The organism is Rhodococcus sp. SMB37 (assembly GCF_004345605.1).
Taxonomy (GTDB): domain Bacteria; phylum Actinomycetota; class Actinomycetes; order Mycobacteriales; family Mycobacteriaceae; genus Rhodococcus.
This window is the reverse complement of sequence record NZ_SLVY01000009.1, coordinates 146,842-170,316: the sequence shown is the minus strand read 5'-3', so window position 1 is coordinate 170,316 and position 23,475 is coordinate 146,842. Positions and strand designations below refer to the sequence as shown.

Annotated in this window: 32 protein-coding genes and 1 other RNA gene; 20 read left to right on the top strand and 13 right to left on the bottom strand. The window is 65.4% G+C overall.

Annotation, left to right across the window (positions count from 1 at the left end; translation table 11 throughout):
- Window positions 1–6: 6 nt before the first annotated feature.
- From EV641_RS16240 to EV641_RS16195, 11 genes are all read left to right on the top strand, one after another.
- Entirely contained in the window at window positions 7–1,266 is a 1,260-nt protein-coding gene (locus EV641_RS16240) for a sugar transferase (protein WP_241997272.1), read from the top strand.
- A gap of 106 nt (window positions 1,267–1,372) precedes the next feature.
- Window positions 1,373–1,756, top strand: coding sequence for a hypothetical protein (locus EV641_RS16235; RefSeq protein ID WP_132473030.1), 384 nt, complete (start codon window positions 1,373–1,375; stop codon window positions 1,754–1,756).
- Between the two features lie 48 nt (window positions 1,757–1,804).
- Window positions 1,805–3,514: a hypothetical protein gene (locus EV641_RS16230; protein ID WP_241997271.1), complete on the top strand. Its 1,710-nt coding sequence runs from the start codon at window positions 1,805–1,807 to the stop codon at window positions 3,512–3,514.
- Complete coding sequence (locus tag EV641_RS16225) at window positions 3,511–4,176, top strand: hypothetical protein (protein ID WP_132473026.1); 666 nt, start codon at window positions 3,511–3,513, stop codon at window positions 4,174–4,176. The genes EV641_RS16230 and EV641_RS16225 overlap by 4 nt, the downstream gene beginning before the upstream one ends.
- Before the next feature lie 2 nt (window positions 4,177–4,178).
- A complete protein-coding gene (locus tag EV641_RS16220; RefSeq protein WP_132473163.1) occupies window positions 4,179–4,799 on the top strand; it encodes a hypothetical protein in 621 nt (206 codons plus the stop codon).
- Window positions 4,799–5,392, top strand: a complete 594-nt coding sequence (locus tag EV641_RS16215; RefSeq protein ID WP_132473024.1) for a hypothetical protein — start codon at window positions 4,799–4,801, stop codon at window positions 5,390–5,392. The genes EV641_RS16220 and EV641_RS16215 overlap by 1 nt, the downstream gene beginning before the upstream one ends.
- Window positions 5,392–6,015 carry a hypothetical protein gene (locus EV641_RS16210; protein ID WP_241997269.1) on the top strand — a complete coding sequence of 208 codons (624 nt, stop codon included), beginning with the start codon at window positions 5,392–5,394 and terminating at the stop codon, window positions 6,013–6,015. The genes EV641_RS16215 and EV641_RS16210 overlap by 1 nt, the downstream gene beginning before the upstream one ends.
- Before the next feature lie 10 nt (window positions 6,016–6,025).
- Complete coding sequence (locus EV641_RS16205; RefSeq protein WP_132473020.1) at window positions 6,026–6,460, top strand: hypothetical protein; 435 nt, start codon at window positions 6,026–6,028, stop codon at window positions 6,458–6,460.
- 86 nt (window positions 6,461–6,546) lie between these two features.
- Window positions 6,547–6,684 carry a hypothetical protein gene (locus EV641_RS29255; RefSeq protein WP_158289181.1) on the top strand — a complete coding sequence of 46 codons (138 nt, stop codon included), beginning with the start codon at window positions 6,547–6,549 and terminating at the stop codon, window positions 6,682–6,684.
- Between the two features lie 30 nt (window positions 6,685–6,714).
- Window positions 6,715–8,232, top strand: a complete 1,518-nt coding sequence (locus tag EV641_RS16200; RefSeq protein WP_241997268.1) for an N-acetylmuramoyl-L-alanine amidase — start codon at window positions 6,715–6,717, stop codon at window positions 8,230–8,232.
- 2 nt (window positions 8,233–8,234) lie between these two features.
- Entirely contained in the window at window positions 8,235–8,726 is a 492-nt protein-coding gene (locus EV641_RS16195) for a hypothetical protein (RefSeq protein WP_132473018.1), read from the top strand.
- A gap of 168 nt (window positions 8,727–8,894) precedes the next feature.
- Here EV641_RS16195 and EV641_RS29500 read toward each other — a convergent pair whose 3' ends face one another.
- From EV641_RS29500 to EV641_RS29250, 4 genes are all read right to left on the bottom strand, one after another.
- Window positions 8,895–9,107, bottom strand: coding sequence for a hypothetical protein (locus EV641_RS29500; protein WP_199233277.1), 213 nt, complete (start codon window positions 9,105–9,107; stop codon window positions 8,895–8,897).
- Window positions 9,108–9,495: 388 nt separating this feature from the next.
- Window positions 9,496–9,645 (bottom strand): hypothetical protein, encoded by a 150-nt coding sequence (locus EV641_RS29495; RefSeq protein WP_199233276.1) that lies wholly within the window; start codon window positions 9,643–9,645, stop codon window positions 9,496–9,498.
- A 350-nt stretch (window positions 9,646–9,995) separates the two neighbouring features.
- Entirely contained in the window at window positions 9,996–10,193 is a 198-nt protein-coding gene (locus tag EV641_RS16180; RefSeq protein WP_132473014.1) for a hypothetical protein, read from the bottom strand.
- 69 nt (window positions 10,194–10,262) lie between these two features.
- Complete coding sequence (locus tag EV641_RS29250; protein WP_158289180.1) at window positions 10,263–10,436, bottom strand: hypothetical protein; 174 nt, start codon at window positions 10,434–10,436, stop codon at window positions 10,263–10,265.
- Between the two features lie 106 nt (window positions 10,437–10,542).
- Between EV641_RS29250 and EV641_RS16175 the strand changes: the two genes are divergently transcribed.
- Window positions 10,543–10,740 (top strand): hypothetical protein, encoded by a 198-nt coding sequence (locus EV641_RS16175; RefSeq protein ID WP_132473012.1) that lies wholly within the window; start codon window positions 10,543–10,545, stop codon window positions 10,738–10,740.
- Window positions 10,741–10,890: 150 nt separating this feature from the next.
- On the opposite strand, the gene EV641_RS16170 is transcribed toward EV641_RS16175, so the two are convergent.
- From EV641_RS16170 to EV641_RS16155, 4 genes are all read right to left on the bottom strand, one after another.
- A complete protein-coding gene (locus tag EV641_RS16170; RefSeq protein ID WP_132473010.1) occupies window positions 10,891–11,325 on the bottom strand; it encodes a DUF4236 domain-containing protein in 435 nt (144 codons plus the stop codon).
- Between the two features lie 110 nt (window positions 11,326–11,435).
- Complete coding sequence (locus EV641_RS16165; protein WP_158289179.1) at window positions 11,436–12,101, bottom strand: DUF2637 domain-containing protein; 666 nt, start codon at window positions 12,099–12,101, stop codon at window positions 11,436–11,438.
- Between the two features lie 307 nt (window positions 12,102–12,408).
- A complete protein-coding gene (locus tag EV641_RS16160; protein WP_054715165.1) occupies window positions 12,409–13,269 on the bottom strand; it encodes an ABC transporter permease in 861 nt (286 codons plus the stop codon).
- Window positions 13,266–14,231 carry an ATP-binding cassette domain-containing protein gene (locus EV641_RS16155; protein ID WP_132473006.1) on the bottom strand — a complete coding sequence of 322 codons (966 nt, stop codon included), beginning with the start codon at window positions 14,229–14,231 and terminating at the stop codon, window positions 13,266–13,268. Before EV641_RS16155 ends, EV641_RS16160 begins: the two co-directional genes overlap by 4 nt.
- 107 nt (window positions 14,232–14,338) lie before the next feature.
- Between EV641_RS16155 and EV641_RS16150 the strand changes: the two genes are divergently transcribed.
- Window positions 14,339–15,073: a TetR/AcrR family transcriptional regulator gene (locus EV641_RS16150; RefSeq protein ID WP_158289178.1), complete on the top strand. Its 735-nt coding sequence runs from the start codon at window positions 14,339–14,341 to the stop codon at window positions 15,071–15,073.
- Between the two features lie 37 nt (window positions 15,074–15,110).
- Here EV641_RS16150 and EV641_RS16145 read toward each other — a convergent pair whose 3' ends face one another.
- Genes EV641_RS16145 through EV641_RS16130 form a run of 4 tightly spaced genes read right to left on the bottom strand, consistent with a single transcriptional unit; the run spans window position 15,111 to window position 17,655 of the window.
- A complete protein-coding gene (locus tag EV641_RS16145; protein ID WP_132473004.1) occupies window positions 15,111–15,485 on the bottom strand; it encodes a DUF5655 domain-containing protein in 375 nt (124 codons plus the stop codon).
- Between the two features lie 53 nt (window positions 15,486–15,538).
- Window positions 15,539–16,423, bottom strand: a complete 885-nt coding sequence (locus tag EV641_RS16140; protein WP_054715155.1) for an SURF1 family protein — start codon at window positions 16,421–16,423, stop codon at window positions 15,539–15,541.
- Window positions 16,424–16,451: 28 nt separating this feature from the next.
- Window positions 16,452–16,907: a low molecular weight protein-tyrosine-phosphatase gene (locus tag EV641_RS16135; RefSeq protein ID WP_054715152.1), complete on the bottom strand. Its 456-nt coding sequence runs from the start codon at window positions 16,905–16,907 to the stop codon at window positions 16,452–16,454.
- 49 nt (window positions 16,908–16,956) lie between these two features.
- A complete protein-coding gene (locus EV641_RS16130; RefSeq protein WP_054715149.1) occupies window positions 16,957–17,655 on the bottom strand; it encodes an HAD hydrolase-like protein in 699 nt (232 codons plus the stop codon).
- A gap of 94 nt (window positions 17,656–17,749) precedes the next feature.
- Between EV641_RS16130 and EV641_RS16125 the strand changes: the two genes are divergently transcribed.
- The 4 genes from EV641_RS16125 (at window position 17,750) to EV641_RS16110 (ending at window position 21,552) form a co-directional block, all read left to right on the top strand.
- The gene (locus tag EV641_RS16125) at window positions 17,750–18,889 is read left to right on the top strand and encodes a Nif3-like dinuclear metal center hexameric protein (protein ID WP_132473002.1); all 1,140 of its coding nucleotides are present in this window, start codon (window positions 17,750–17,752) and stop codon (window positions 18,887–18,889) included.
- Window positions 18,890–18,982: 93 nt separating this feature from the next.
- Window positions 18,983–19,720, top strand: a complete 738-nt coding sequence (locus EV641_RS16120) for a C4-type zinc ribbon domain-containing protein (RefSeq protein ID WP_054720537.1) — start codon at window positions 18,983–18,985, stop codon at window positions 19,718–19,720.
- Window positions 19,678–20,820 carry a bifunctional RNase H/acid phosphatase gene (locus EV641_RS16115; RefSeq protein ID WP_199233275.1) on the top strand — a complete coding sequence of 381 codons (1,143 nt, stop codon included), beginning with the start codon at window positions 19,678–19,680 and terminating at the stop codon, window positions 20,818–20,820. Before EV641_RS16120 ends, EV641_RS16115 begins: the two co-directional genes overlap by 43 nt.
- A gap of 216 nt (window positions 20,821–21,036) precedes the next feature.
- On the top strand, window positions 21,037–21,552 hold the full coding sequence (locus tag EV641_RS16110; RefSeq protein WP_132472998.1) for a hypothetical protein: 516 nt from the start codon (window positions 21,037–21,039) through the stop codon (window positions 21,550–21,552).
- Window positions 21,553–21,580: 28 nt separating this feature from the next.
- Here the strand turns inward: EV641_RS16110 and EV641_RS16105 are convergent, their stop codons facing one another.
- Window positions 21,581–22,102, bottom strand: a complete 522-nt coding sequence (locus EV641_RS16105) for a DUF1697 domain-containing protein (RefSeq protein ID WP_132472996.1) — start codon at window positions 22,100–22,102, stop codon at window positions 21,581–21,583.
- A gap of 57 nt (window positions 22,103–22,159) precedes the next feature.
- Here EV641_RS16105 and rnpB point away from each other — a divergent pair.
- The 3 genes from rnpB to EV641_RS16090 all read left to right on the top strand — a co-directional run bounded on the left by rnpB (window position 22,160) and on the right by EV641_RS16090 (window position 23,466).
- Window positions 22,160–22,581: RNase P RNA component class A (gene rnpB / locus EV641_RS16100), an RNA gene on the top strand.
- Between the two features lie 41 nt (window positions 22,582–22,622).
- The gene (locus EV641_RS30275; protein ID WP_347238237.1) at window positions 22,623–22,982 is read left to right on the top strand and encodes a transposase; all 360 of its coding nucleotides are present in this window, start codon (window positions 22,623–22,625) and stop codon (window positions 22,980–22,982) included.
- Window positions 22,983–23,286: 304 nt separating this feature from the next.
- A complete protein-coding gene (locus tag EV641_RS16090) occupies window positions 23,287–23,466 on the top strand; it encodes a hypothetical protein (RefSeq protein WP_054807486.1) in 180 nt (59 codons plus the stop codon).
- Window positions 23,467–23,475: the final 9 nt, after the last annotated feature.

The following is a 23,475-nucleotide window of genomic DNA, read 5'->3' as shown; positions in this document are numbered from 1 at the left end:
AGTCCGATGTTCCGCGGATGGCTAGAGCTGAACGGGCAGGAGCTGTCCAACTCGTCGCGCCTGGTGTCGCACCTGCAGCGCAGCGCCCCGGTGAGTGATGACCAGATCGGGATGCAGATGCCGTGCGCGTGCGACATCACGGTGCCGTACGACGACACGTGGCCCGGCCTGATCGACGTCCTCAACAACGGCCCGTACACGCTGGACAATGCCCCGTGGTACGACGCATCCCGCCCGGAGTCACTCGAGTTCGCTGGGGTGTGGCTGCTGGATGTGCAGGGGATGGACACGGTGCCGGTGCAGCGGGACATCTCGCAGGCCATCTGCGCGGGTGGTGTCGCATCGTGGGCGCGGGACACCTCCCGGAACCTGTCCTTCTCGGCGTTGATCGTGTCGTGCACCAACGCCGGCGCCCGGTACGGGCTGAACTGGCTGTCCTGTGTTCTGAGGCAGGGCAACATCCGGGGTGGTGTGGATCTGGCGTTTTACCGGGCGCATCCGGATGACACGTCCGCGTCCCCGGCGTCGTTGTATCGGACCTCGTTCGGGACGGTGCTCACCTCCGCCCCGACGGTGTCGGACTACGCGGGTAAGGGCGGCTCCAATCGGCACCGGCAGGCCTCGATCTTCCGGGTGGACTGGGAGATGGCGTGCACCAACCCGTACCTGTACGGGGCCACGACGACGTCGGTGGTCGGGTGGGACACGACGGTGGAGGAGTCGATCACGTGGGCGCACGCCCCGGACTGTGACGACATGGGCAGTTGCGATCTGCCGACGATCTACAACGCGGAGTGTGCGCCGCCGGTCATCAATCTGGAGCCTGCGCAGATCCCTGTGTGCGGTGGCTGTTTGCCGTTGTGCTCGATCGAACGGCGGACGTGGCAGCTGACCGGGGATGTGGCGACGGCATGCGATGAGACGACGGTGTCCATCCGGGTGAACAACACCTCGGAGACCGAACCGTTGACGGTGAACTTCTTCTGGCGTCCGTGCGGGTCGGATGAGGCGTGCGATCGGGTGTATCCGCTGACGGTGTCCGGGTTGCCGGCGGGGATGACGGTGGTGGCGGACTCGATCACGGGTCGTCCGTACATCGACAACAACGGTCAGAGGCAGCGTCAGGTCGGGATTATCACCACGCCGACGGGTGCACCGTGGCAGGCAACAATGCTGGACACGATGTTGTGCTGGGAGCTGGTCGCCGAGTCCGCTCCGGGTGCGGAGTACACGGTGATTGTCGAGATGAGGGGCAGGGACTCGTGAACATTCCGATGGGGATGGAGGCGACGGCTGAGGTCGAGAAGTCCTCCGATCCTGATCTGTGGGCCGAAGCGATGGCGACGCAAGACGACGACGAGGGTGGTAACTGATGCCTGCCGGTGTGGCCGTATATACGGCGAATGAAGTGTTGGACTGGCTACGCGGCGAGGCTCCCGCACCGGTCCCCGGCCTGTACGTGAAGTTGCATACCGACAACCCCGGAGCGAATGGGACGACGTTCCCGTCGGCGGTAACCACGCGTCGGCAGGCAACGATGAACGCCGCAGCCGGCGGGTCGATCACGCTCAATGCGATGTCGGGGTCTTGGGCGATGACGACGGCGGAGACCATCACACACATCTCGGTGTGGGATGCCACGACCGCCGGGAACTTCCTGATCTCCGCGCAGCTCACCACCCCGCGCTCCGTGGCTAACGGTGACACGTTGACCATGACTTCCCTCGTTATCGGCAACACTCCGATCGCCGCCTGACCCACGACCAGCACAGAAGGGAGGCGGTGAGCTGTGTCGTCAATGGGCATGGACAAGTCCGGGTCCCAGGCGACCACCCAGAACACGTGGAACAAGCTCACCGGCTTCGTTGTTCGACCCGGGTACCCGGATACGGTCATCTCCGACAGCACGTTGGTGATGAACGCGCCCGGTGTCGGGGACATCGCGTTCTCCGGCACCGTGCAGCTCACGGGCGACGTCCAGCAGTTCCGGGTCGTCCGCAACGGATCGGAAGTCCTCGGCTCTCCGGCCAACCAGGACGCTATCGGCACCGTGCCCGGGGTGTCCGTGTCCGCCGGGGACACCCTCGAACTCCAGTACCAAACGAACTCGCTGTTCACGCAGCGGCGCAACGTCACGGGCGGGTACCTCACGTTCGACCAAACGACGCAGGATCATCCGGCGTCGGGCTCCCCGGAGATCGGCTGGTTCACGCAGACCGCCGCCGAGGTGGAGCGGCACGTCGGTGCCGAGGCAGACATCGGCTGGTCGGCCACCGCCGGGCTGGGCCTGGACAACACAATCGACGCGCCCGCCGACATCGGCTGGTCCGTAGACGCGGACTTCTACCACGGAGGGGAGAAGTTCCTCGGCGCCGCGCCGGTCATCGGCTGGTCCGCAGAAGCGGAGACGGCGCACGGTGTGGCGCGCTACTTCGACGTCGAGACCGACATCGGCTGGGCCGTCGAGGCGGAGCTCGAGCACATCCGGAAGGTGGAGCCTCCCGGTGTCCTGTGGGAGACCACCACCGTCTCTATTCACACCCGCGACGGGCGAGTCCTCGGAGCGCTGCTGTGCAACGGACTCGAAGGCATCATCTGGGGTCGGGAGCGGCTGGAGGTGTCCACCTGCGATATCACCGCGCTGACCCAGGCGGACCCGGAGTTGATGGAGGACATCCGGCCGTGGGTGCACTGGGTGACGGTCTGGTACTCAGACCGGCCCGTGTGGTCAGGGCCCATCCAGAAGGCCACGCTCGGCCGGACACTCACCACGATCACAGCGAAAGACCCGTCGACGTTCATGTGGCGGACCCGGGTGCCGGTCACCCGGACGTGGGCGGACACAGACCCGACGTCCATCGCGGACTCGGCGGTGCGATCGATGAACGAGTTGCATCAGCTGACAGCGGCGCCGGTGGTCATTCCGGCGGTGTCGCAGGCGTTCACCTATTCGGCGACTGCGGACTCGCGGATGATGCACCAGATGTTCGACGACCTGGTGAAGCTGGGTTTGGAGTGGACTGTGCACGCAGGCCGGTTCATCCTCGGGCCGTTCACGCGGGAGCCGATCGCGGAGCTGTACGAATGCGATTTCCTGGTGGAGATCCAGCGGTTGCGGGATGGCACGGCGACGTTCAACGACGTGCGGGTGCAGGGGCAGAACTGGGCGCAGACGGCGACGGCACCTTTGGCCGGATTGCGGCTGCAAACTCTGGTGTCGCTCGATGACGTGTTCGGCGTGTCCAACATTCAGCGGGCTGCGCAGTTGTACGCGGAGGACGTCGCGTCCATCCGCGATGTGCTGGTCATCCCGTCCGGTGCGTCGCTGCATCCGGAGGCGGACATCGACCTCGACGATCTGATCCCGGGCCGGGTGGTGCGGGTCAATGCAGCTGGGGTCTCGAATTTGATGATGATCGACCAGATGCAGGTGTCCGCGACCCCGGCGTCGTTCGATGTCACCCTCACCCTGATCTCGATGGAGAACAAGACAGAATTGGCGGAGTTGGCATGACAGGTACAGCGAAGGTCAAACCGGCGAAGGACGACGCGGAGTGGGCTCGGAACACGCAGCGTCGGCTCGAGCAGGTGGAGCATCCGGCATCGTCGCGGATCGGGAACTGGGTGCTGTCCACAGACTCGGACACCGGTGATCTGATCGCCTCCAACGTCAACGGCGGGTCGGTGGTGATCGCCAACGAACCGGAGGACGGCGGGGATGCGGATGTCGTGGCGTCGGGGTGGTCGCATCTGAAGGTGTCCCGGCAGAACCCGCAGACCCTGTCCGCGGGCAACCACATCCCCATCGAGTGGGACACGGTGGACACCTCGACCGACGACTGGAACGTGGCGACTGGTTCGTCGACGCTGGTGTTCCCGGATTCCGGTATCTGGTTGATGACCTACAACGTCCGGTATGGGCTGAACTCCGCCGTGGCCGCTACGGGGCGCATCTATCTCGACGGTTCCCCTGTGGTGTCGGGCCGGCATCAACCGTCCGGGACGGCGTCTGAGCCGACGATCCTGTGTTCTTCGACGTTCTCGGTCTCTGCCGGGTCGGAGTTGTACTGCACGGCGTGGTTGTCCGGTGGTGGCAACTACACGGTGGGTCCGTCGAACACTGTTCCGTCCGATGTCACTTCCCTGTCCCTGCTCCGTCTACCGATCGGAACGTGACCATGGCGCAAGTCTGTGTTTCTCGAAATCTGGACATCTCTACCGGCGAGCTGGCCATCCAACCGTGGTCGGTGCCCCGGCATGTGTACGACCAGTCGTTCGCCTCCGTCGGCAACGGGCCTTTCACCGCGCAAACCAACCTGCCGGGCAAGTTGATGATCGACTCCGGGGTGCAATCGTGGACGAACACGTCGCCGCTGCCCGCGCAGATCCTCCTGCGGGTGCAGCGCGGCAGCCGGTACTTCACAGTGTCCGCTCCCAACCTGGTGCAGATCCGGGACCGGTGGACCACCTCCATCGGCAGCAGCGATCCCCGCACCCCGGACGTGTCGAACCAGTACCAGGGCGCGTCCGGCGGCGGTGTGGACATGTCCACCCGAACCACCACGCTGCCGTGGGCCGGTCTCGCGTGGATCTGGGACGACGCCATGATCACCGAGGACTGGTTCGGTCCGATCCCGCCGGGGGAGGACTTCAAATTCTGGTACCGCTGCACCCTGTGGACACCACCGCCGTGGTCGAACAACGCCAACGGTGGTGTCCCCTTGCATGAGTGCACGCTCGACCCGGTGCGTATCCAGTTGATGGTGTTCCCGGTCCAGGATGAGGAGGTGATGGGCTGATGTCCCTACGCGTCTGCACAGCAGAGTTCATGCTCTCGACGTCGAAAGGCACCGGGTTCGCGCCGTCTTGGCTGCCGAGTCTCCTCGCGGAACGCATGGCCACGTCCGGACGCGACGGCCAAGTCGACCGGGCGCCCGACGGTGTCCCGTTCATCGACACGGACATCCTGTGGACCAACACGTCCGACGACCCGATGCACCTGCACATGAGCGTCCATCGGGCGTCCCGATCCTTGGTCACGTCCAACCCGAACACGGTCACGATCGACGACGCGTACAGCTTCGACGTGGCAGTGTCCCCGTCGGCTCCGCTGGCCGCGGTCACGGACAACGGGTTCGGTGCGCGGCTCAAGGCGAACCGCTCGACGTCGACGTCGGTCTTGTTCGGCCGGTTCTTCCGGGACATCCCGGACTGGGTGACCAACGTGGACATCGGGCTGATCGAACCGGGGGAGACGGTGCACTTCCGGTACCGGGCGTTGTTCTCCACGCCGGGGCAGTGGCGGACCGGGTCCTCAGCCCGGCACGAAATGTATGCGCGCTGGTGCAGGCTGCGCCTGTGGGGCGCGCCGTGGGTGGAGGGGAGTATCTGATGACCGAACCGATCGTGGTCCCGTGCGTGGATCCGGACGACTTCACGATGGTCGACGGCACCCACATCCGGCCGAGGGATCATCTCCAGTGGCGGCACGTCGCCACCAACTACGCCAACGCGGTCACGAGGGCGTTCGACCCGAACGACGGCACCGCGAAGGATGTGGCGGTGCACTCGCTCAACGCGCAGTGGACCAACGACACCCCGCTGGCCCAGAACGTGTACGCCCTGATGACCCGGGGCGGGACGAAGATGATCATGCAGGCGCAGTCCCGGGCCTACATTCGGACCAACATCGGACAGGTCGTCGGCGTGGCTCCAGCGGACCCGACAGCGTCGACGACGATATCGAGGTTCGGGGTCGGCTACTCGCGCGGTGTCACCGCCGCGAACGAGGCGTACTACGGCATCCTCGAGGTGCGGATGGGTGAGCGCACATTGCTGGTCGGGGACACGCTGCTGGTGCAGCCCGGGGAGACGTTCAAGGTGTCCGCCGCGCTCCGATTCATCTCCGAGCACTGGGAGTCGCTGCCAATCCACAACGGGGATACGGAGACGGAATCCGAGTTCAACTCGGGAGCGACCCAGTTCGACATCTTCACGTACCCGGCCATTAGCTAGGGTGCCGGCCGTGGCCTCACATACACCTCCCGCTGCGTCTCCTGCCTTCGAGGCACCGACGGGGTTCGACGATCTGATCTCCCAGGTCGAGGACATCCTCGAGGGCGGCGATCGGTGGCACACCATCACCGTCGAAGGCGCGACACTGCGGGTCCGCAAACCGCAGCCGACCGCGATCAAAGCGCTCAACGCCGCAACCGGGAAAGGGTCGTCAGCGGAGCTCCGGAAGGACTCGATGACCCTGTTCGTGCAGCATCACCTGCACCCGGCCGACTGGGAAATGATCCTTGTCTGGATGGTGGATCCGGAGCAGTCGTTCTCCGCGGCCTCGCTGGGAGAGGTGATGCGGCGGATAGCAACGCTGGGCACCGCCCGCCCTACCGTGCGGTCGTCTCGCTGGCGCAGGCGACGGGGCATTACTGGCGGACGATCCGGGCGAAGCTGATCCTGGCGGGGATTACGGATCCGCTGCGGGAGCTGCCGGATCTACACGCTCTGTTGGATGTGGTGGAGGCGTCGGCGACTGAGCAGATGTCGACGGAGGATCGGGACAAGTTCAACTTCCAGATGTACCGGCCGGATCCGTCGGAGAAGCCGGTCGGGTTCGAGGAGGATGAGCAACTCGACGCGTTCGCTGCGTTCGAGGCAGTGGCCGGCGGGCTGAAATAGTCTGCACGGTGCGTCCCTACCGTATGCGTCATGGCTGGTAAACGGGACTTCTATGCACGCGAGGTGCTCCGCGCTGGCCGCGACCTCGGCATCACCCGGCAGGGAATCATCATCGGATTCGCCACGGTCTCGGTCGAATGCGACTGGATCATGCACGCCAACCGCGCGGACCCCGAATCGCTCGAGTACCCGCACGAGCGGATCGGGAAGGACTCGAAATCGTCCGGCCTCTTTCAGCAGCAGCCGCCGTGGTGGGGCACGGTCGCGCAGCGGATGGACCCGTACCAATCTGCGGTGCTGTTCTTCACCGAGCTGAGGAAACTCCCGTACGACACCGGTGCACGGTCGCCTGGCTGGTACGCGCAGGCGGTCCAACGCTCCTCGTTCCCGGATCGGTACGACACCCGCATCGGCGAGGCGACCGCACTCTACGAACACATCACCTCCACCGAGACGGAAGGGGCCATGGTGCCCGCGTACACGATGAACGAAATCGACCTCACCGGGTCGCACAGCTCGCACAGCTCCCGCAACGGGGCTCGCCCGTGGCTGTTCGTGCTGCACACCCAGGAGGGCAACGGCACCGCGGAGTCATTGCACAACTACTTCAAGGTCGCGCAGGTCTCCTACCACTACACCGTCGACAACAAGACCCTGATCGGATCGGTCAACACCGACCGAGCGGCCTGGTCGGTGCTCGATGCGAACCCGTACACCCTCAACCTGTGCTTTGCCGGGTCCCGCGCGGGGCAGTCCCGGCAGGAGTGGCTCGACCGGTTCGGCAATGCCATCGATCTCGCTGCGCAGGTAGCGGTCCGGGACAGCATCCAGTACGGCATCGAGATCCGGGTCCTGGGGCAGGATTACGACAAGATCGCGCGGAAGGTCCAGGGCGTGTGCGATCACTCCGGGATCACGTACGGGCTCAAGATCGGCAACCACACCGACGTCGGCCCGAACTTCCCGTGGGACGTCTTCGAGGAGCGCGTCCACCACTGGGCGAGCGGAGAGATGCCCGCGGTCCCGGAGCCGTTGGTCAACGCCGTCGACGTCGAGGCGGATGCGAACCCGTGGCTGGGCGAGCGGATCACCGCAGGGGAAGGTGAAGCGGTCGACGGCGGGAAGTACGCCCACTTCGAGCACGGCTCGGTCTACTGGCATCCGTCCACCGGGGCCTGGGCCATTCCCGCGGCGATCATGGAGCCGTACGAAGCGCTGCGGTGGGAACAGTCCTACGTCGGCTTCCCGGTAGGACGCCACACGGAGCTGCCGGACGGTGTGGTGCAGGGCTTCCAGGGTGGAGCGATCTACCGGAAGAACGGCTACGGCGGGCACGTCGTCACGGGGATGATCCGCGCATTCTGGGATCGATCCGGCTACGAGAACGGTCGGTTCGGATGGCCCATCTCAGACGAGATCTGGGCCGATGGCACAGGCACCGTCCGATACCAGAACTTCGAGGGCGGTCGAATCACGTGGTCCGCCGACGGCACGGTCGGTACTCACGAGCGTCCGGGCTTCGACGCCATCACCACCGAGGAGATCTGACCATGTCGGACAACGTCGTGGACATCATCGCCAGGAACGTCATCGAGAAGGTCGGCGACGAGATCGAAGCACGTACCCAGGCGGCCGTCCAGGCAGTCAGCGAGCGGGTACAGATCGAGGCACAGAGACGCATCGACGCCGCGGTCGCCGACATCCCGACGATCGCGATCCGAGCGGCACAGCAGGCCGTTCCTGTCCCGGTGACGGGGGAGCTGGTGCTCGACGAACAACCTGACGCGAAGTCGGACGCGAGGGATCGGGCGTGGCGAACCCTCGTGCAGGGTTTCGTTGTGACTGTGGTCCTCGCGGTGATCACTGCCTTCGTAACTGCGGTCGCCGCTCCGGATTTCGATCTGCTCACCTGGGATTCCTGGAAGGCAGCAGCCACTGCAGGAGGTACCGCTGCGGTGATGGCTGTCGCCGCCTACATTCAACGTCTGGTCAGTCCGCCGAAGGCTGAGCGGTCAGGTGGGCTGCCCCCGGTCGGGCGGTGATCTCTGCGTGGTTAGGCTGAGTGCCGTGGCCTGACTGGTCCCCGCCTGCTAGGTCACAGCGCCCTGCGCCCCATCTCGTTTCGAGGTGGGGCGCAGTGTGTGAGCGCAGGCGCATGGTGGTCGGCGATTTCACATGCGAGGACCTTCGATTCGGCGAGTTCCTGCCGTTCAACCCTTCTCGGCGCGGGCATTGGCCTCGGGAATGTAGTGCATGTCGATGTTGAAGGAGGCGGGTGCGGTGATCGTTCGGAGTGCGATGAGGTCGCGGGCCATCGCTTCGGCTTCGCCGATTCGGCGTGCTTGTGTGAGTTCGTCGAGCTCGGGGATTGCGACCATCCACCACTTGCCTTCGCGGGTGACGTTCACGCGGTAGGTAGTCATGTCGGTTCCGTTCTGTCGTGTCGATGGGGGCGCGTTCACCCCGTAGCCAGTCTGCTCGGCTGTCGTTGATACGGTCGGTTCGGCTCGAGCGACCCCCGAACGCTCGATCCGATAGGAATGCGCCCCACCTCATGCGATGCGAGGTGGGGCGCATTTCGTCGTTCCTGGAGCGGGCTAGTGGAGGTCGGTTCTAGCGCCCCGGCCGGGGCGATTTGCGTTCCACGTGTCGATCGTCTCGGGCAACCACCCTCGAACGCTCCCGCGAGGCACGGTTCCGTCCTCATCCACTGGCCCTACAATTACATCCGGCGGTGGCAGCTTGTACCGGGACAGGGCGCCGGCCGCGACACCGATGCGGTCGGCGACCTGCTGTCGGGACAGGTACACATCAGGCATTGCGAGCTGCCCGGATTCGATCTTGGGTGATGAATACGACGATCCCGCCCCAGACGATCCACATGGGCCACGGTGCTCCCAGTGCGGTGAGGATTGCGCCGCTGCCGATGGTCGCGACGATGTCGTAGTTGCGTCGGAGCATTGACTGTCCTTTCTGTTCAGGTTGGGGGCTTATCCTCTGAGTGGGACCGGGGTGACTCCTTCACCCCGGTCCCTTCTCAGGGGCTACCTCTTACGAGGCTTCCGCTTCCGATGTTTGCCTTTCGGTCTCGCCTTCCGGTTCTGCCAGGCCATGATCGAGTTCACGATCAGGGTCAGGCCCGTCAGGATGAGAGCCAATCGGCTTTCGGTCATCCGCTCACCTCCTCTCTGCTGTTGTACCTATGACTATACACTTTAAAGAATCATAGTGCAACACCGGAGGGGTTGGCAGTCTGCGCAACCAAGCGCCCCACCTCGGTCGAGGTGGGGCGCATCGTTGTCTCTGAGCTACTAGGGGAGGAACTTCTCCCGCTGCAGCGTCTGGTGGTTGATCGTCCGGCCGAAGAGTTCGTAGTCGTCGAGCTCGTCCTCGGTGAGGGGTCGGAGGGTGGCTGTCCGGGCGAGGGTGCGCATGTCGTCGCGGGCCTGGTCGATGATGTGGTCGAGGCTGGCGATGAGGGTCTCGGTGCTGATCTGCGGTGCGGTCATGGTGTTCGTCCTGTCTGAGGTGGTGGGGTGGGGCTGGGTGGCCCCCGCCGGAGCGGGGGCCGGTCCCGGTCAGATCAGGTCTTCGACCATCCAGGCGAGGCTGGCAGCTTCGGTGTCGCCCATGAGGGCGGCTTCGGTGATGGCGGAGTGTGCGGCCCGTGCGTACTGGGTGACGCGGTGCTCGTCGCCGGTGGCGATGGCGTCGTAGGCGTTGCGGATGTCGGTGCGGATGCTGGCGATCATGTTGGGCTCCTTGGTGCTGGTCTCTCTGACACTTCAAACTATAGCGCGCTATAGTTTGAAGTGCAACCCAGCAGGGCAAGTAATGTAAGTGCGCTATATTCACCAGGTGGACATCATTGCGAAGCTCGCCGAGCAGCGAGATAAGAAGGCCCGACTGGAAGCCGAACTCGCCGAGATCGACACCGAGATCAGACATCTCGTCAGGGACGGATTCGACGCCGGCCTTACGGCATCGAAGATGGCCGCGGCCGCAGGCCTCTCTGCACCGCGCATGTATCAGATCCGCGACGGACGCAGGAAGTAGGAGAGCCCCGGCGGGAACCAGGGAGCACTTGTCAGAGAGACTCCACCCGCCGGGGCGTCATGATCATAGCGTTGGACGTGGGCGGTGCTTCCCGGGCCGAAGCCCCACCGCCCACGCGAGAAGCCAGGCTACCGGGAACGGCAAACCAGCTCAGTCAGAATGCTCAATCTTCGACTTCCGCCGCCTCGCAACGACCAACCGACCCAGGCCGCCGAGAATCAACCCGACGACAATCACCCCGAACGCCCCATCTGCAATACCGGCGATCAGCATGATCACTGCGACGGCCACGACAACCCAACCGATGACGGCGAGGAGTTTCTCCACCCCCGAGTTGGGGTCGATGGTCCGCTGCGGAGTGGGTGCTGCACTTCCCGAGTTCGACCGTTGAGGTGCCGACTTCTTCCCGCCGACGACCTTTGTGTCGTACACGCCGGTGCCGGGGACTCGCACGGTGCGGCGGGTCTTTCCGTCTGCGCCGCGGCTGACACGTAGCGGGCCGGCGCCCACGGAGGTGCTCAGGCCGCGCTTGGATGCTGTAATCCGGATGGGTCCCAACTTCTTCGACTTCCTGAACTGTGCCATGCCCGGATAATCCCTTCTGTAACGTCTTCTGTTACGTCTATTCGGCTCAGGTTGTCACCTAGTGGTGGAGAAGCCGCAGTGGATTCGGCAAGCAGTGGGGCGGACGACGGCTACGACGCAGCTGTCGCCAGCCACCGCCGAACTGTTGCCTCTGACTTCCCGATCTCTTCGCCGATCGCGTAGTTGCTCCACCCTTCGGTGCGGAGCTGGCGCGCGCGATGACGCAGTGCGTCACCCGCGTCGGTCGGTGCGTCAGCCTCGTCGGCCGGCGGGGGAGCGGGTTCCTCGGATACGACGCTGAGCTGCGCTGACGCATGCGTCATGAGTGCGTCATCCACCGTCGCTGGCATATTTTCTGGCATACTTTCACCCCCGGTTTCGACGTGTGCGCGCGCCCTCGCCCGCACGATCGCCAGGTGCGTCACCGCGAGTGCAGCCACCGGCGGCACCACCGCCACCGCCGTCGCGACCGCCGGATGCACCGGCCCCGGCGGCAGGAGTAGGTGCGCGGCGTTCCCTGCGATCGAGACCACGACCGCGGACCACAGCAACACCCATCCGTACCGGCGTGCGTCCCCGTCGACGAGCGTCACGACCACTCTGGTCGCGGCAATGATGAGTCCGTCGACGACGAGCGGCCACACCGCCGACTGCCAGTCGCCGAGTCCGGCCCGGGCTGCGAGGTCGGCGAGCGCGGTATAGGACAAGGCGAGTGCGGCGATACCGAGCCCGTAGATCAAGACAGTGTCACTGGGCGATACACGAAGTGTCTTCACGAGAGTGGTCCCTCCATTTGTTCGGACAGTTTCCGGACAGTGGGGGCGGGCGATGACGACAGAACCGGATAGTTGCCGTCATATGAGGGTGGATCGATCCATCAGGCCAGCCGGGGTGCAACGCTCCGATCAGCGCATAGTCCCAGGTAGCGAGTGGTTTCGAAACCCTCCGCGCCCACCAGTGTCAGTGCAGGGGAAGGGCACCTTCCGGGAAACCGGGAGGTGCCCTTCCAGCATTCGTGGACACACTGCATTCGTGGACACACTTCGGACACGCTCCTCGGGGATGGCCCCGCTCGTCGGTGACCTACCGGCTCAGCGACTTGAACTGGCGGACCGCCAACGGCCCGAAGATCAACATGATCACCACAGGCCAGATGATGGCTGCCGGCAGAGCGTGGCCGTCGATCCAGTAGGCCGGCTCCAGATAGTCGATGCCAGGGGTCTGGAACAGTTCGCGGATCGCTGTCGCCGTCGACGAAACCGGATTCCACGCCGCGATCGCGCCCAGCCAGCCGGGCATCATCTCCGGCGGGGTGAAGACCGACGAGATGAATCCCAAGGGAAATGCCACTGCGAAGAGCATTCCAGCGGTTTCGGTATTGGTGATGCACAGCCCCAGGTAGATGCCCACGAGTATCAAAGCCAGCCTCAACCAGAGCAGCAGCGCGAAGGCCAGCAACGTTGCTCCGAGACTGCCGCCCGATCGCCAGCCGATCAGCAAAGCCACCCCGGCGATGATCACCAGGTCCAGCGCCGCTCGGATGACATCGGACAGTGCGCGCCCGGTCACAGGCGCGGAAGGAGACATCGGCATCGACCGGAATCGATCCATGAAGCCCTTCTCCTTGTTGTGGGTCACCGCATAGGCAGTGTCCATGAACCCCAGCGCCATTGTCATGGCAAACATTCCGGGCATGGCGAAATCCACATAGCCTTCACCGGCGCCCTGGCCGGTGACGTCCATCGCCGACCCGAAAACGTAGACGAACATCAGCACCATCACCACCGGGAAGCCGATTTGCCAGGCGAACGTGCTGGGCTGGCGGATCAGGTGGGTGAACTCTTGGAGCACAATGGTCCAGCAGTCGCGTGCGGCCCAGATCAGACGTGAACCGGTGGTCTCCGGAGCTGTGGTCTCGGCGAGCGCGGGTGTCGTGGTGGTCATCGCGTCTCCTCGAGAGTGCCTCTTGCGGCGGAAGTCAGGTACAGGAATGCCTCGTCGAGAGTCGGACGGCGCAGTCCGATGTCGGCGATGTCGATGTCTTCGGCCCGGATGGCGGCAGCCACTGATGTCAGCGCGGCGACGCCGTCGGGCACCGGGATGCTCAGGCGCCCCTCGGCCTCCTCCACGTCCGCGGCGGCGTCCAGGACGCGGACGATGACTTCGGCGGCCCTGGCCAGTTCGGTCGGATCGTGGGCAACCAGCTCCAGTCGCTCGTCCCCGATCCGCCGTTTCAGCGCAGCAGGGGTGTCCTCGATGAAGTTCCGGCCCTGGTCGATCACACTGATCCGGTCGCACAGCTTGTCGGCTTCATCCAGATAGTGGGTTGTCAGCAGCACGGTTGTGCCCGCGTCCGCCAGGTTCCGCACTGCCTCCCACACCTCCCGGCGCCCGGCGGGGTCCAGACCGGTGGTCGGCTCGTCGAGGAACAGGACCTGGGGGGCCAGGATCATCGAGGCTGCGAGGTCGAGTCGGCGGCGCATGCCACCGGAGAATTTCTTGGGTGATCGGCCGGCGGCGTCGGTGAGTCCGAAGATATCCAGTAGCTCGTCGGCGCGGCGCTGAGCGTCCGTCTTGTCGAGCCGGAAGAGTCTGCCGAACATGGTGAGGTTCTGGCGCGCCGTCATCAGGTCGTCCACGGCGGTCTGCTGGCCTGTCAACCCAATTCTGCGGCGGACTTCGCGGGGCTGGTTCGCCACGTCGAATCCCGCCACGGTGGCGGTACCGCCGTCGGCGTCGGTGAGGGTGGCCAGGATTCGCACCGTCGTGGTCTTGCCCGCGCCATTGGGGCCGAGTAGACCGTGGACTGTTCCACGGGGTACGAGGAGGTCGACTCCATCGAGCGCGATCTTGTCTTTGTACCGTTTGATCAGGCCGGTGGCCTGGACGGCCGGTCCTGAATTCATCTCCGCATCTCCCCTCATTGTTGCGTACGACGTACGCCATGCGATGCACGCAGCACGGTAGCGTACGGTGTGCGCAGTAAGCAAGGGGTTTAACGCTAGGAGTGTTCGTGACCGATCGGAATCCGCTGGCCAGGAGCCTTCAACTGTTGTGGGAAGGCCTTCCTGAGCGGGCGAAGGGCCCCAAGTCCCGGCTCACGCTGGGGCAGATCGTCACCGCCGGCATCGAACTCGCGGATACCGACGGAATCGAAGCGCTGTCGATGCGAAAACTGGCACAGAAACTCGACGTGGGCACCATGTCGCTGTATCGCTACGTGCCCTCGAAGGCGGAACTGCTGGACCTGATGCTCGATGCCGTGGTCGGCCCTTCGCAAGCGAGGAGGACCGCCGCTGAGCGGGGGTGGCGGGAGTTCTTGTCCACTACTGCTCGCGAGGCACGAAAGCTCTACATCACCCATTCGTGGGCGCTGCAGGTGAACTGGAGCCGACCGGTATTGGGGCCCAACAGTGTCGCGGACCTGAATCTGTTCTTGACCGGAGTGAAGAACTTGTCCTTGAGTGACCAGGAGAAGATGAACCTTGCGACGGTGATCGACTCCTACGTCACCGGCACCGTGCGGCAGGAACTCCTGTGGCTCAACGCATCGTCGGAGTCGGGAATGTCGGACGACGAGTTCTGGACCTACCAGCTGCCCACTTTGAATCGAGTGATGAGCTCGGGACGATTCCCGGCAATGGCAGAGCTGTCCGAGAACACGTTCGATTCCACCTGGGAGGAGAACTTCGAATTCGGGCTTGAGTTGATCCTGGACGGACTCGAGACGCGGCTGGGGCGACCGTAACAGCGGAGGACGTCGCCGGCGCGCCGGATCTTCCGAACTACCCGGCGGTGATCGAGGCAGTGTTGTATGCCTCTGCCAGCAGAGCGCAGAACCCGTCGTCCAAGTCGTCTGCCGACGAGAGACTCAAGCGATGAGTGGTGACCCTGCCCGTCGTGGGGTACGCCTCACGCAAGGTCGGGTGGTGGACGCGCCGGGAGAGGTCCAGGGCCACTTCGAGGCGGGTGGCGTACAGGAATGCTGCTGCGAACACTCTCGGCGTCGATGAGGACGCCCGAGCCCACGAGATCTCCGAGGTGTGCACCGTCTCTTCGACGTCGTCACCCAGCGCGAGGACCAGGGTGCGGAATTTCCGGAATGCGTCGACGGCCGCGGGGTCCTTGTCGGCCAGGTAGTCGTCGACGGTCGAGTACATCGGGAACTCCTCGTGTGGTGAAGCACCGGGCAGTGCCGTGTGGCAGGACGTGGTCACCGGTGCCCGCCGTATCGGTCGGCCAGCTTGTCGCTGGTGGTACGAGCTGTCGAGGTGGAACGCACCGAACCCGAACGCACGATCGTCGTGTCGTTCGACGGAGGTTCCGGCACGGCGGGGGCGGCCTCATCGGTGTCCCGCGCCTTCGCCTTGCGACGTTCCCGAATCTCCGCCCAGACGAAGTATGCGAGCCCGAGGGGCGCCATGATGCCGAATGCGAGCCACTGCAACCCGTAGGACAGGTAGGGGCCGGCATCGAGTTGAGGCAGCGCCTTCGCCTCGAGGACGCCGGGTTGCTCCGGATCGAGCTGAAGGTATCCGTCGACGAGGTCGAGCCCCGACGCCTCTGCGATCTGGCCCGAGTCGATGAAGTAGACCTGCAGATAACCAGCGTCGGTGAAGGGATCTCGCTCTTCGACGGTGCCCTCCGACATGCGGATTCGTGCCTCGAGAGCGACCGATCCGGTCGGTGCCTCAGGAATCTCGGGCACCGCAGTGCCCTCGACAGGACGCACGTAGCCGCGGTCGACGAGGACGGTCCTTCCGTCGTCGAGCACGAACGGGGTGAGGACCTCGTAGGCAGGCTTGGACTCGCTGCTCCGCAGCCGCACCAGGACATCCGAATCCGGGACGTAACTCCCCGCTGCGATCACCCGCCGCCATTCGGTCTCGACGGTCGCACCGCCGTCGCCGAACAGTTCGCCCACGGGCACCGGGTTCTGCGACACGGACTCCGCGATGCGCTCGTTGCGTTCACCTGTGCTCGTGTTCTTGCCGAGCTGCCACGGCGCCAGCACTGTGAAGCATGCGTATGCGAAGCCAACCACTACCAGAGCGAGGACAAGCCAGCTCGGGCGGAGGAGAAATGACAGTCGACGCACAGGTCCACGGTAGACCGTGATGCGTATCTCACTGCTGTCGCACCCAGTCGAGCAGACCGGGCATGCACGCTTCGATCTGTTCCCGTACCTGCTCGAATGCGGCAAGCCCGCCGTAATACGGGTCGGGAACCGAGTCGTCGTCGGCGTCCGAATCGAAGAGACGTAGCAACACTCGACGCTCGTTCGGGACGCCGAGCACCGCGAGTTCGCGGTCGTGGCCGGTCGCGAGCGCCACCACCAGATCGGCCGACAGATGGTCGTCGCCGAGTTTCGCGGCGCGGTGCCCGGTCGGATATCCGTGCCTCTGCAGGATGGCGTCGGTGCGGGGGTCGGCGTCGGAGCCGATGTGCCAACCGTGGGTGCCTGCGCTGCTCACTCGGACCCGGTCGTCGAGACCTTCTCGTCGCAGGTGCTCGAGGAAGATCTTCTCGGCCATCGGCGAGCGGCAGATGTTGCCGGTGCAGACGAACGTCACATGCAGCATGCGTGCCCCGGTCACGCCTGTCCCAGGCATGTCGCTTGTTCCAGTCATATCAGTGCTTGCCGGTCAGGAGGTGCTGGAGGTCGTCGACGGCGGCAACGGTCTTCGCGGCTGCGGCCCCCTCGGCTTCGGTGCCGTAGCCCCACTCGACGAACAGAGTGGGAATCCCGAACCGGCCGGCCCCGTGGATGTCGTGTTCTCGGTCGCCGACCATCACGACATCGGAGGTGCCGCCTTGCGCGGCATCGACTGCTTCGACACCGAGCGCGGCGAGACTGTGCGCGACTACGTCGGCCTTCGCGCGCCGGACACCGTCCTCACTGGCCCCGCCGATGAACTCGAAGTGGTCCGCTATCCCGAAGTGTTCCAGAATCCGCACAGCAGCAGACTCGTTCTTGGAGGTCGCCACCGCAAGGCGGCTGCCGGTGCCGCGGACGGCCGCGAGCATCGCGCCGACGCCATCGAACAGGGCGTTCTCGGACCAGCCTGTGGTGGTGTAGTACTCGCGGTAGGCCGCCAACCCCGGCTCGATCTCGTCGTCGCCGAGGCCGAACGAGCGCAATGTGTCGCGCATGGGAGGTCCGAGCAGCCACTCGAGGTTCCCGTCGGGAACGGCGAAACCGACAGTCTCGGCGGCATGGAGGAAACCGTTGATCACGCCCGTCGCGGAATCGGTCAGGGTGCCGTCGAGATCGAACAAGACGACCGGGGCGGGCAGCAACAGCGGGTGCGGAGCGGCGAGGAGAGTCACCCGGCCATTGTCCCCGGTTCCCGAAGAACCGCAGCGTAGGGTCGTCGGCGGCACATCAGGACTGTGAGTAACGCGACCGAACGCAGGAGGATTCGTGACAGCGACGCTTCGTGAGGTGATCGAGGTACTCGACACGGCGTATCCGCCGTCGCTGGCGGAGCCGTGGGATTCGGTGGGGCTGGTCGCGGGCGATCCCGATGACCCGGTCCGCAAGGTGCTGCTCGCGGTCGACGCTACTGGGGCCGTCGTCGACCAGGCCCTCGCATGGGGCGCCGACCTGCTGCTCGTGCATCACCCGCTGCTGCTTCGCGGCGTCGACACCGTCGGCGCACATACACCCAAGGGCGCGCTCATCCACCGCCTGATCCGGGGTGGCTGCGCACTGTTCACCGCGCACACCAACGCCGATCGTGCCGATCCCGGCGTATCCGATGCGTTGGCGCAGGCGCTGGGCCTGACAGGGTTGCGGCCGATCGATCCGAAGCCGGAACCGGCCACCGACAAGTGGGTGGTGATGGTGCCGAGCGGGGCATCCGGCACCGTACGTGCTGCGTTGTTCGAGGCAGGAGCCGGTGCCCTGGGCAACTACCGAGAATGCTGCTGGACGGCGTCGGGCACAGGACAGTTTCGTCCCGTCGACGGCGCCGACCCGTCGATCGGTGCGGTCGGGGAACTCGAGCAGGTGGCCGAGGACCGCATCGAGGTGATCGCCCCTCGCCGGGCGCGCGCCACGGTGCTCGCGGCGCTGCGCAGCGCACATCCCTACGAGGTACCGGCGTTCGACGTGTTCGAGCTCGCCGAGCTGCCGAGCAACCGTGGTCTCGGGCGCGTGGGAGAGTTGCCGCACCCACAGACACTGCGCGAATTCACCGAGACGGTCGCGGCGGCGCTGCCGCCCACCGAGTGGGGTGTGCGCGGTGCCGGCGACCCCGAAACTCCGATCCGGACGGTGGCGGTGTGCGGCGGATCAGGCGACTCGTTCCTCGGAAAGGTCTCTGCCCTGGGCGTCGACGCATATGTGACGGCCGACCTGAGGCATCACCCCGCAGACGAACACCTGCGGTCCGGTGGGCCTGCGCTCGTCGACGTCGCACACTGGGCCAGCGAACAACCGTGGTGCGCGCAGGCGAGCGCGATCCTCGACGAAGCGTTCGGTGAGCGCGACGGATGGCAGTCCCGCGTCACGGACCTGCGCACCGATCCCTGGACGACAGCGGCCCGCGCGGTACGGTAATCAGCTACGAGACCGTCGTCGCGGTCCGGCCGCGACCAGGGCCGCAGTCGCAGCCATTCCCGAGTCCAGAACCCGAAAGCAGGAACCACCCGAGTGAACGTCGAACCCGCAGTGCAGGCAAAGCTCCTTTCCATCGCCTCCGTGGACAACGAGCTCAACCGTCTCGCGCACCGTCGCCGCACCCTGCCGGAACAGCAGGAGGTGGACCGGCTCCAGGCCGAGCGGGCGTCCCGGAAGGACGCGGCCGTCGCCGTCGAGATCGTGCTCGACGACCTCGACCGTGACATCCGCAAGATCGAGGGCGAGATCGAGGCTGTGCGCCAGCGCGCGCAGCGCGACCGCGCTCTGCTCGAGGGCGGCAGCGTCGGCTCCAAGCAGTTGACCGAACTACAGCACGAGCTCGGCAGCCTCGAGCGCCGCCAGGCTGCGCTCGAGGACGACCAACTGGAGGTCATGGAGCGGCGCGAGGCGTCGAAGGCAGACCACGATCACGCCGGTGCGCAGGTGTCGCAGATCGATGAGCAGCTCGGCGACGCGACCCGCGCCCGAGACGAGGCTCTCGCCGACATCGAAGTTGCCGAAGGTCGTTGCCGTAGCGACCGTGAAACCCTGGTCGCGGCGTTGCCTGCCGAGTTGGTGGCCGTCTACGAGAAGCAGCGTGAGCGGTCGGGTATCGGCGCGGCGCTGCTGCAGGCCCGTCGTTGCGGCGCGTGCCGCATCGAATTGGATCGTGGCGAGATAGCCCGCATCACGGCCGCGCCGGCCGACGCGGTCGTCCACTGCCCGGAATGCAACGCGATCATGGTCCGTACCAAGGAATCGGGTCTGTGAGTCGGGTCGTCGTCGAGGCCGACGGCGGTTCTCGCGGAAATCCGGGGCCTGCCGGCTACGGTGCGGTCGTGTTCGACTCCGACCACCGAGCGGTGCTCGCCGAACGCAAGGCGAGCATCGGCCGTGCCACCAACAACGTGGCCGAGTACCGGGGGTTGATCGCAGGGTTGACTGCGGCGGCCGAACTCGGTGCCGCCGAGGTCGATGTGCGGATGGATTCGAAGCTCGTCGTCGAGCAGATGTCGGGGCGCTGGAAGGTGAAGCACCCCGACATGATTCCGCTCGCCACGCAGGCGCGGGAGTTGGCGTCGAGGTTCTCGCACGTGAACTACACGTGGGTGCCGCGCGCACAGAACGGATACGCCGACAGGCTCGCGAACGAAGCGATGGACGCAGCCGCGAACCCGGTCGGAGCCACCGAGAAGGCCGAGGCACCGACGACACCGAAGCCTGAGACACCGAAGGCACCCGGATGGACCGGTGCGACCGGCGCTCCGACACGGATGCTGCTCCTGCGTCACGGCCAGACCCCGTTGTCGGTGGAACGCCGCTACTCGGGTCGCGGAAATCCTGAGCTCACCGAGCTGGGCCGGGGCCAGGCGTCTGCGGCTGCGCAGATGCTCGCGGGGCGCGGTGGCGTTTCCGCGGTGGTGTCGTCGCCGCTCGGCCGGGCCAGAGAGACCGCCGCCGCTGCCGCCGACGCATTGAACCTTCCGGTGACAGTCCACGAGGGGCTGATCGAGACGGACTTCGGCGAGTGGGAAGGCCTCACCTTCAAGGAAGCTGCCGAGCGCGACATCGATCTGCACAAGAACTGGCTGGGCGACACATCGGTGCGGCCGCCCGGGGGAGAGAGCTTCGACGACGTGCGTACGCGCATCGCGGGCGTCCGGGACGACCTGACGACCCAGTACCCGGGCTCGAACGTGCTCGTGGTCTCGCACGTGACACCGATCAAGACGCTGCTGCAGTTCGCCCTGGATTCTGGTCCGTCGCTGTTGTACCGCCTGCATCTGGATCTGGCGTCGTTGAGCATCGCCGAGTTCTATCCGGACGGCGGATCATCTGTGCGCCTGGTCAACGACACGTCGTATCTGTAGCAATCGCGACCGCAAGCGAAAAGTGGCCGCGCAGACATGTCGGGGGTGTGCCTGCGCGGCCACTCATCACGTGTATCGGCTGCGCGCTCGGCTCGTTACACAGATTCCGAAAATCTTTCTCGGGAGTTCTCGGACCAGCATGTGACGACGTCGTTATGGCAGGGAACAGGCGAGCTCTGCCAAGATGGGTTCATCACGCGAGCAGGAGGAACAGTGATGAGCGGCTATCAGGTTCATGCGTACGCGGCCCACCCTGCCCCTGCCCCCGCACCGTTCGCTGTCTCGCCCGCCCCGGAATTCGTGGTGGATCGCCGACCTTGGTGGAGACGCCACCCGATCCTCACCACCTTGGGGGTGCTGTGGCTGGTCGGGTTCGCTCAGGAGGAACCGGCGGTCGCTGCGGTGATGCTTGTTGTCCTACTCGCTGTGGTCGCGGCAGGGAGCCGCCGGCGCTCCCGCGACGAGCGTCGCCGCGAGGAAGCGGCCATCGTCGCTCGCGCCGACGCACAGCATCAGGCGTACCTCAATGGTGATCCTCGGGGAATCTACGGATTCCCGACCGAGCCGGCGCCGCTCCCGCAACCGATTCCGTACTACCGCCCCGCCGCGCAGCAGCCGTGGATCGCGCCGAACGCACAACAGCCGCGTGCGCAGCACCACCAGTACGCACAGCACATGCAGCAGTGGCCCACCCACCCACATCACGGGCACTACCGGCGATACCACTGCTAGCGCGGCAGGGACTCACAGCAGCGTGAACTCACAGCAGTTTGCGCACCGTCCGCATATTGCGGTTGGTGGTCACCGGCTTGTACCTGGCCGCGCCGATCTTCTTGCTGAAGTCGCTGCCGATGGTCGCGCCCTTCTGGACCTCCCAGTAGACGACGCCGTCACCGAGCGCGATCTGTTCGACCGTCGGATCGAGAGTGTTGCCGAGGCCGGCCAGTTCACCGAGTACCGAATCATCGGCGACGAACACTGCGTACGAGTGCCGGCCGTCGACGTCCTCGTCGAACGGGTACGCCTCGGCGACGGCCGACAGGTATGACTGCGGATGGACGAACACGTACGCGTCGTACCCGAACGTGTCGGACAATGAGTGTTCGATCCGAGCCTTCAGATCGGTAGCAGTGCCGTCTGCGTCGAACAACACATTTCCCGAGGCCAGGACCGTCCGGACATTGGCGAGGCCGATGCCGGTGAACAGCGCGGCGAGATCGGCCATCTTGATCCTGACGCCGCCGACGTTGATTCCGCGCAGCAGGGCTACGTATCGAGTCATGCTTACAGACCGTAGTTCGCGTCGGTGACAGTCGGGAGGCTAGTCTGTTCGAGCGGATGAGTCGGCCGGGCGACCGCGGGGCGGGGAACCGGCACCGAATGGTGCCAGGCCCTGAATCGAGGAAAGTCCGGACTCCACAGAGCAGGGCGGTTGCTAACGGCAACCCGAGGTGACTCGCGGGACAGTGCCACAGAAAACAGACCGCCTGCCCTCCGGGGCAGGTGAGGGTGAAACGGTGCGGTAAGAGCGCACCAGCACCCCGGGTGACCGGGGTGGCTTGGTAAACCCCGCCCGGAGCAAGGTCGAAGGCCACACCGATTCCCTTCGGGGAACCGATGCGGCTGCGCAGGTGTTCGAGGGCTGCTCGCCCGAGCCTGCGGGTGGACCGCTCGAGGCACCCGGCAACGGTGTGTCCAGATGGATGGTCGTCACCCCGTCTCGGCGGGGGACAGGATCCGGCTTACAGGCCGACTCGTCCGCTCTGCCTCTGGATATTCGCTGCCGGGGTGCTGTTACCAGCATGTGCGCTAGTGCTCCGTCGTTCACGGCGGAGGTGAAAGCACACGCGGAGGCCCGCCAAGGGCCGAGCGTGCCCGCACCCGCCTCGCGAAATCCGTCCACGACGCTGCCCGGGGGCCAGTTCCTGGGCATGATCGAGGACAAGGCCGCCCGATACGGGCGGACGGTCGTGAAGGTCGACAAGTTCTTCCCGTCGTCCCAGACATGCTTGGTGTGCGGCCGGGCCGACGGGAAGAACCCGTTGTCGATCAGATCATGGTCGTGTCCGTGTGGGGCAGTCCACGACCGCGATCTGAATGCCGCACGAAACATCCTCGCCGCCGGACGGGGGAGAGGCGAAACACCTGTGGAGAGACGGTAAGCCTCCCGTGTGGGTGGGGAGCACAGGAACCCACCGAGAGCACCCACACCGGCGCTGGCAGGAATCCTTGGCCTTCAGGCCGGAGAGGACGTCAATTGTCGATCACAGCGGTCCGACGACCAGCAGATGTGCCCAGTGCGAGGCGGCTTCAGGCCCGATGTACGGAAGAAGGGTGTCGAAGAGAATGTACGACATGTGTTCGGCTCCTCATTGGTGACGGTCTGTGGTGCCGGGCCGACGGTACCAGCCGTGCGGTACCGCGTGTAGCGGCAAAAAGTCGACCTTGTTCGGGCACACTTGAATCATGAGCGATGAGGGCTGGTACTACGACGTGAGCACAGGCAAGGTCAGTCAGGGCAAGGATCCGGGTGCCCTCAACCGCATGGGGCCGTATCCCGACAAGGACACCGCCGAACGCGCCCTGCAGATCGCGGCCGAGCGAACCAAGGCGGCGGACAAGGCAGACGACGAGTGGAACAACTGACACTGCGGC

What these genes read in the sequence shown, in the direction of transcription:
- EV641_RS16240 (WP_241997272.1), top strand. Translation starts at nt 7, where the DNA reads ATGTTCCGCGGATGGCTAGAGCTGAACGGGCAGGAGCTGTCCAACTCG.
- EV641_RS16235 (WP_132473030.1), top strand. Translation starts at nt 1,373, where the DNA reads ATGCCTGCCGGTGTGGCCGTATATACGGCGAATGAAGTGTTGGACTGG.
- EV641_RS16230 (WP_241997271.1), top strand. Translation starts at nt 1,805, where the DNA reads ATGGACAAGTCCGGGTCCCAGGCGACCACCCAGAACACGTGGAACAAG.
- EV641_RS16225 (WP_132473026.1), top strand. Translation starts at nt 3,511, where the DNA reads ATGACAGGTACAGCGAAGGTCAAACCGGCGAAGGACGACGCGGAGTGG.
- EV641_RS16220 (WP_132473163.1), top strand. Translation starts at nt 4,179, where the DNA reads ATGGCGCAAGTCTGTGTTTCTCGAAATCTGGACATCTCTACCGGCGAG.
- EV641_RS16215 (WP_132473024.1), top strand. Translation starts at nt 4,799, where the DNA reads ATGTCCCTACGCGTCTGCACAGCAGAGTTCATGCTCTCGACGTCGAAA.
- EV641_RS16210 (WP_241997269.1), top strand. Translation starts at nt 5,392, where the DNA reads ATGACCGAACCGATCGTGGTCCCGTGCGTGGATCCGGACGACTTCACG.
- EV641_RS29255 (WP_158289181.1), top strand. Translation starts at nt 6,547, where the DNA reads ATGTCGACGGAGGATCGGGACAAGTTCAACTTCCAGATGTACCGGCCG.
- EV641_RS16200 (WP_241997268.1), top strand. Translation starts at nt 6,715, where the DNA reads ATGGCTGGTAAACGGGACTTCTATGCACGCGAGGTGCTCCGCGCTGGC.
- EV641_RS16195 (WP_132473018.1), top strand. Translation starts at nt 8,235, where the DNA reads ATGTCGGACAACGTCGTGGACATCATCGCCAGGAACGTCATCGAGAAG.
- EV641_RS29500 (WP_199233277.1), bottom strand. Translation starts at nt 9,107, where the DNA reads ATGACTACCTACCGCGTGAACGTCACCCGCGAAGGCAAGTGGTGGATG.
- EV641_RS29495 (WP_199233276.1), bottom strand. Translation starts at nt 9,645, where the DNA reads ATGCTCCGACGCAACTACGACATCGTCGCGACCATCGGCAGCGGCGCA.
- EV641_RS16180 (WP_132473014.1), bottom strand. Translation starts at nt 10,193, where the DNA reads ATGACCGCACCGCAGATCAGCACCGAGACCCTCATCGCCAGCCTCGAC.
- EV641_RS29250 (WP_158289180.1), bottom strand. Translation starts at nt 10,436, where the DNA reads ATGATCGCCAGCATCCGCACCGACATCCGCAACGCCTACGACGCCATC.
- EV641_RS16170 (WP_132473010.1), bottom strand. Translation starts at nt 11,325, where the DNA reads ATGGCACAGTTCAGGAAGTCGAAGAAGTTGGGACCCATCCGGATTACA.
- EV641_RS16160 (WP_054715165.1), bottom strand. Translation starts at nt 13,269, where the DNA reads ATGACCACCACGACACCCGCGCTCGCCGAGACCACAGCTCCGGAGACC.
- EV641_RS16155 (WP_132473006.1), bottom strand. Translation starts at nt 14,231, where the DNA reads ATGAATTCAGGACCGGCCGTCCAGGCCACCGGCCTGATCAAACGGTAC.
- EV641_RS16145 (WP_132473004.1), bottom strand. Translation starts at nt 15,485, where the DNA reads ATGTACTCGACCGTCGACGACTACCTGGCCGACAAGGACCCCGCGGCC.
- EV641_RS16135 (WP_054715152.1), bottom strand. Translation starts at nt 16,907, where the DNA reads ATGCTGCATGTGACGTTCGTCTGCACCGGCAACATCTGCCGCTCGCCG.
- EV641_RS16115 (WP_199233275.1), top strand. Translation starts at nt 19,678, where the DNA reads ATGCAACGCGATCATGGTCCGTACCAAGGAATCGGGTCTGTGAGTCGG.
- EV641_RS16110 (WP_132472998.1), top strand. Translation starts at nt 21,037, where the DNA reads ATGAGCGGCTATCAGGTTCATGCGTACGCGGCCCACCCTGCCCCTGCC.
- EV641_RS16105 (WP_132472996.1), bottom strand. Translation starts at nt 22,102, where the DNA reads ATGACTCGATACGTAGCCCTGCTGCGCGGAATCAACGTCGGCGGCGTC.
- EV641_RS30275 (WP_347238237.1), top strand. Translation starts at nt 22,623, where the DNA reads ATGTGCGCTAGTGCTCCGTCGTTCACGGCGGAGGTGAAAGCACACGCG.
- EV641_RS16090 (WP_054807486.1), top strand. Translation starts at nt 23,287, where the DNA reads ATGAGCGATGAGGGCTGGTACTACGACGTGAGCACAGGCAAGGTCAGT.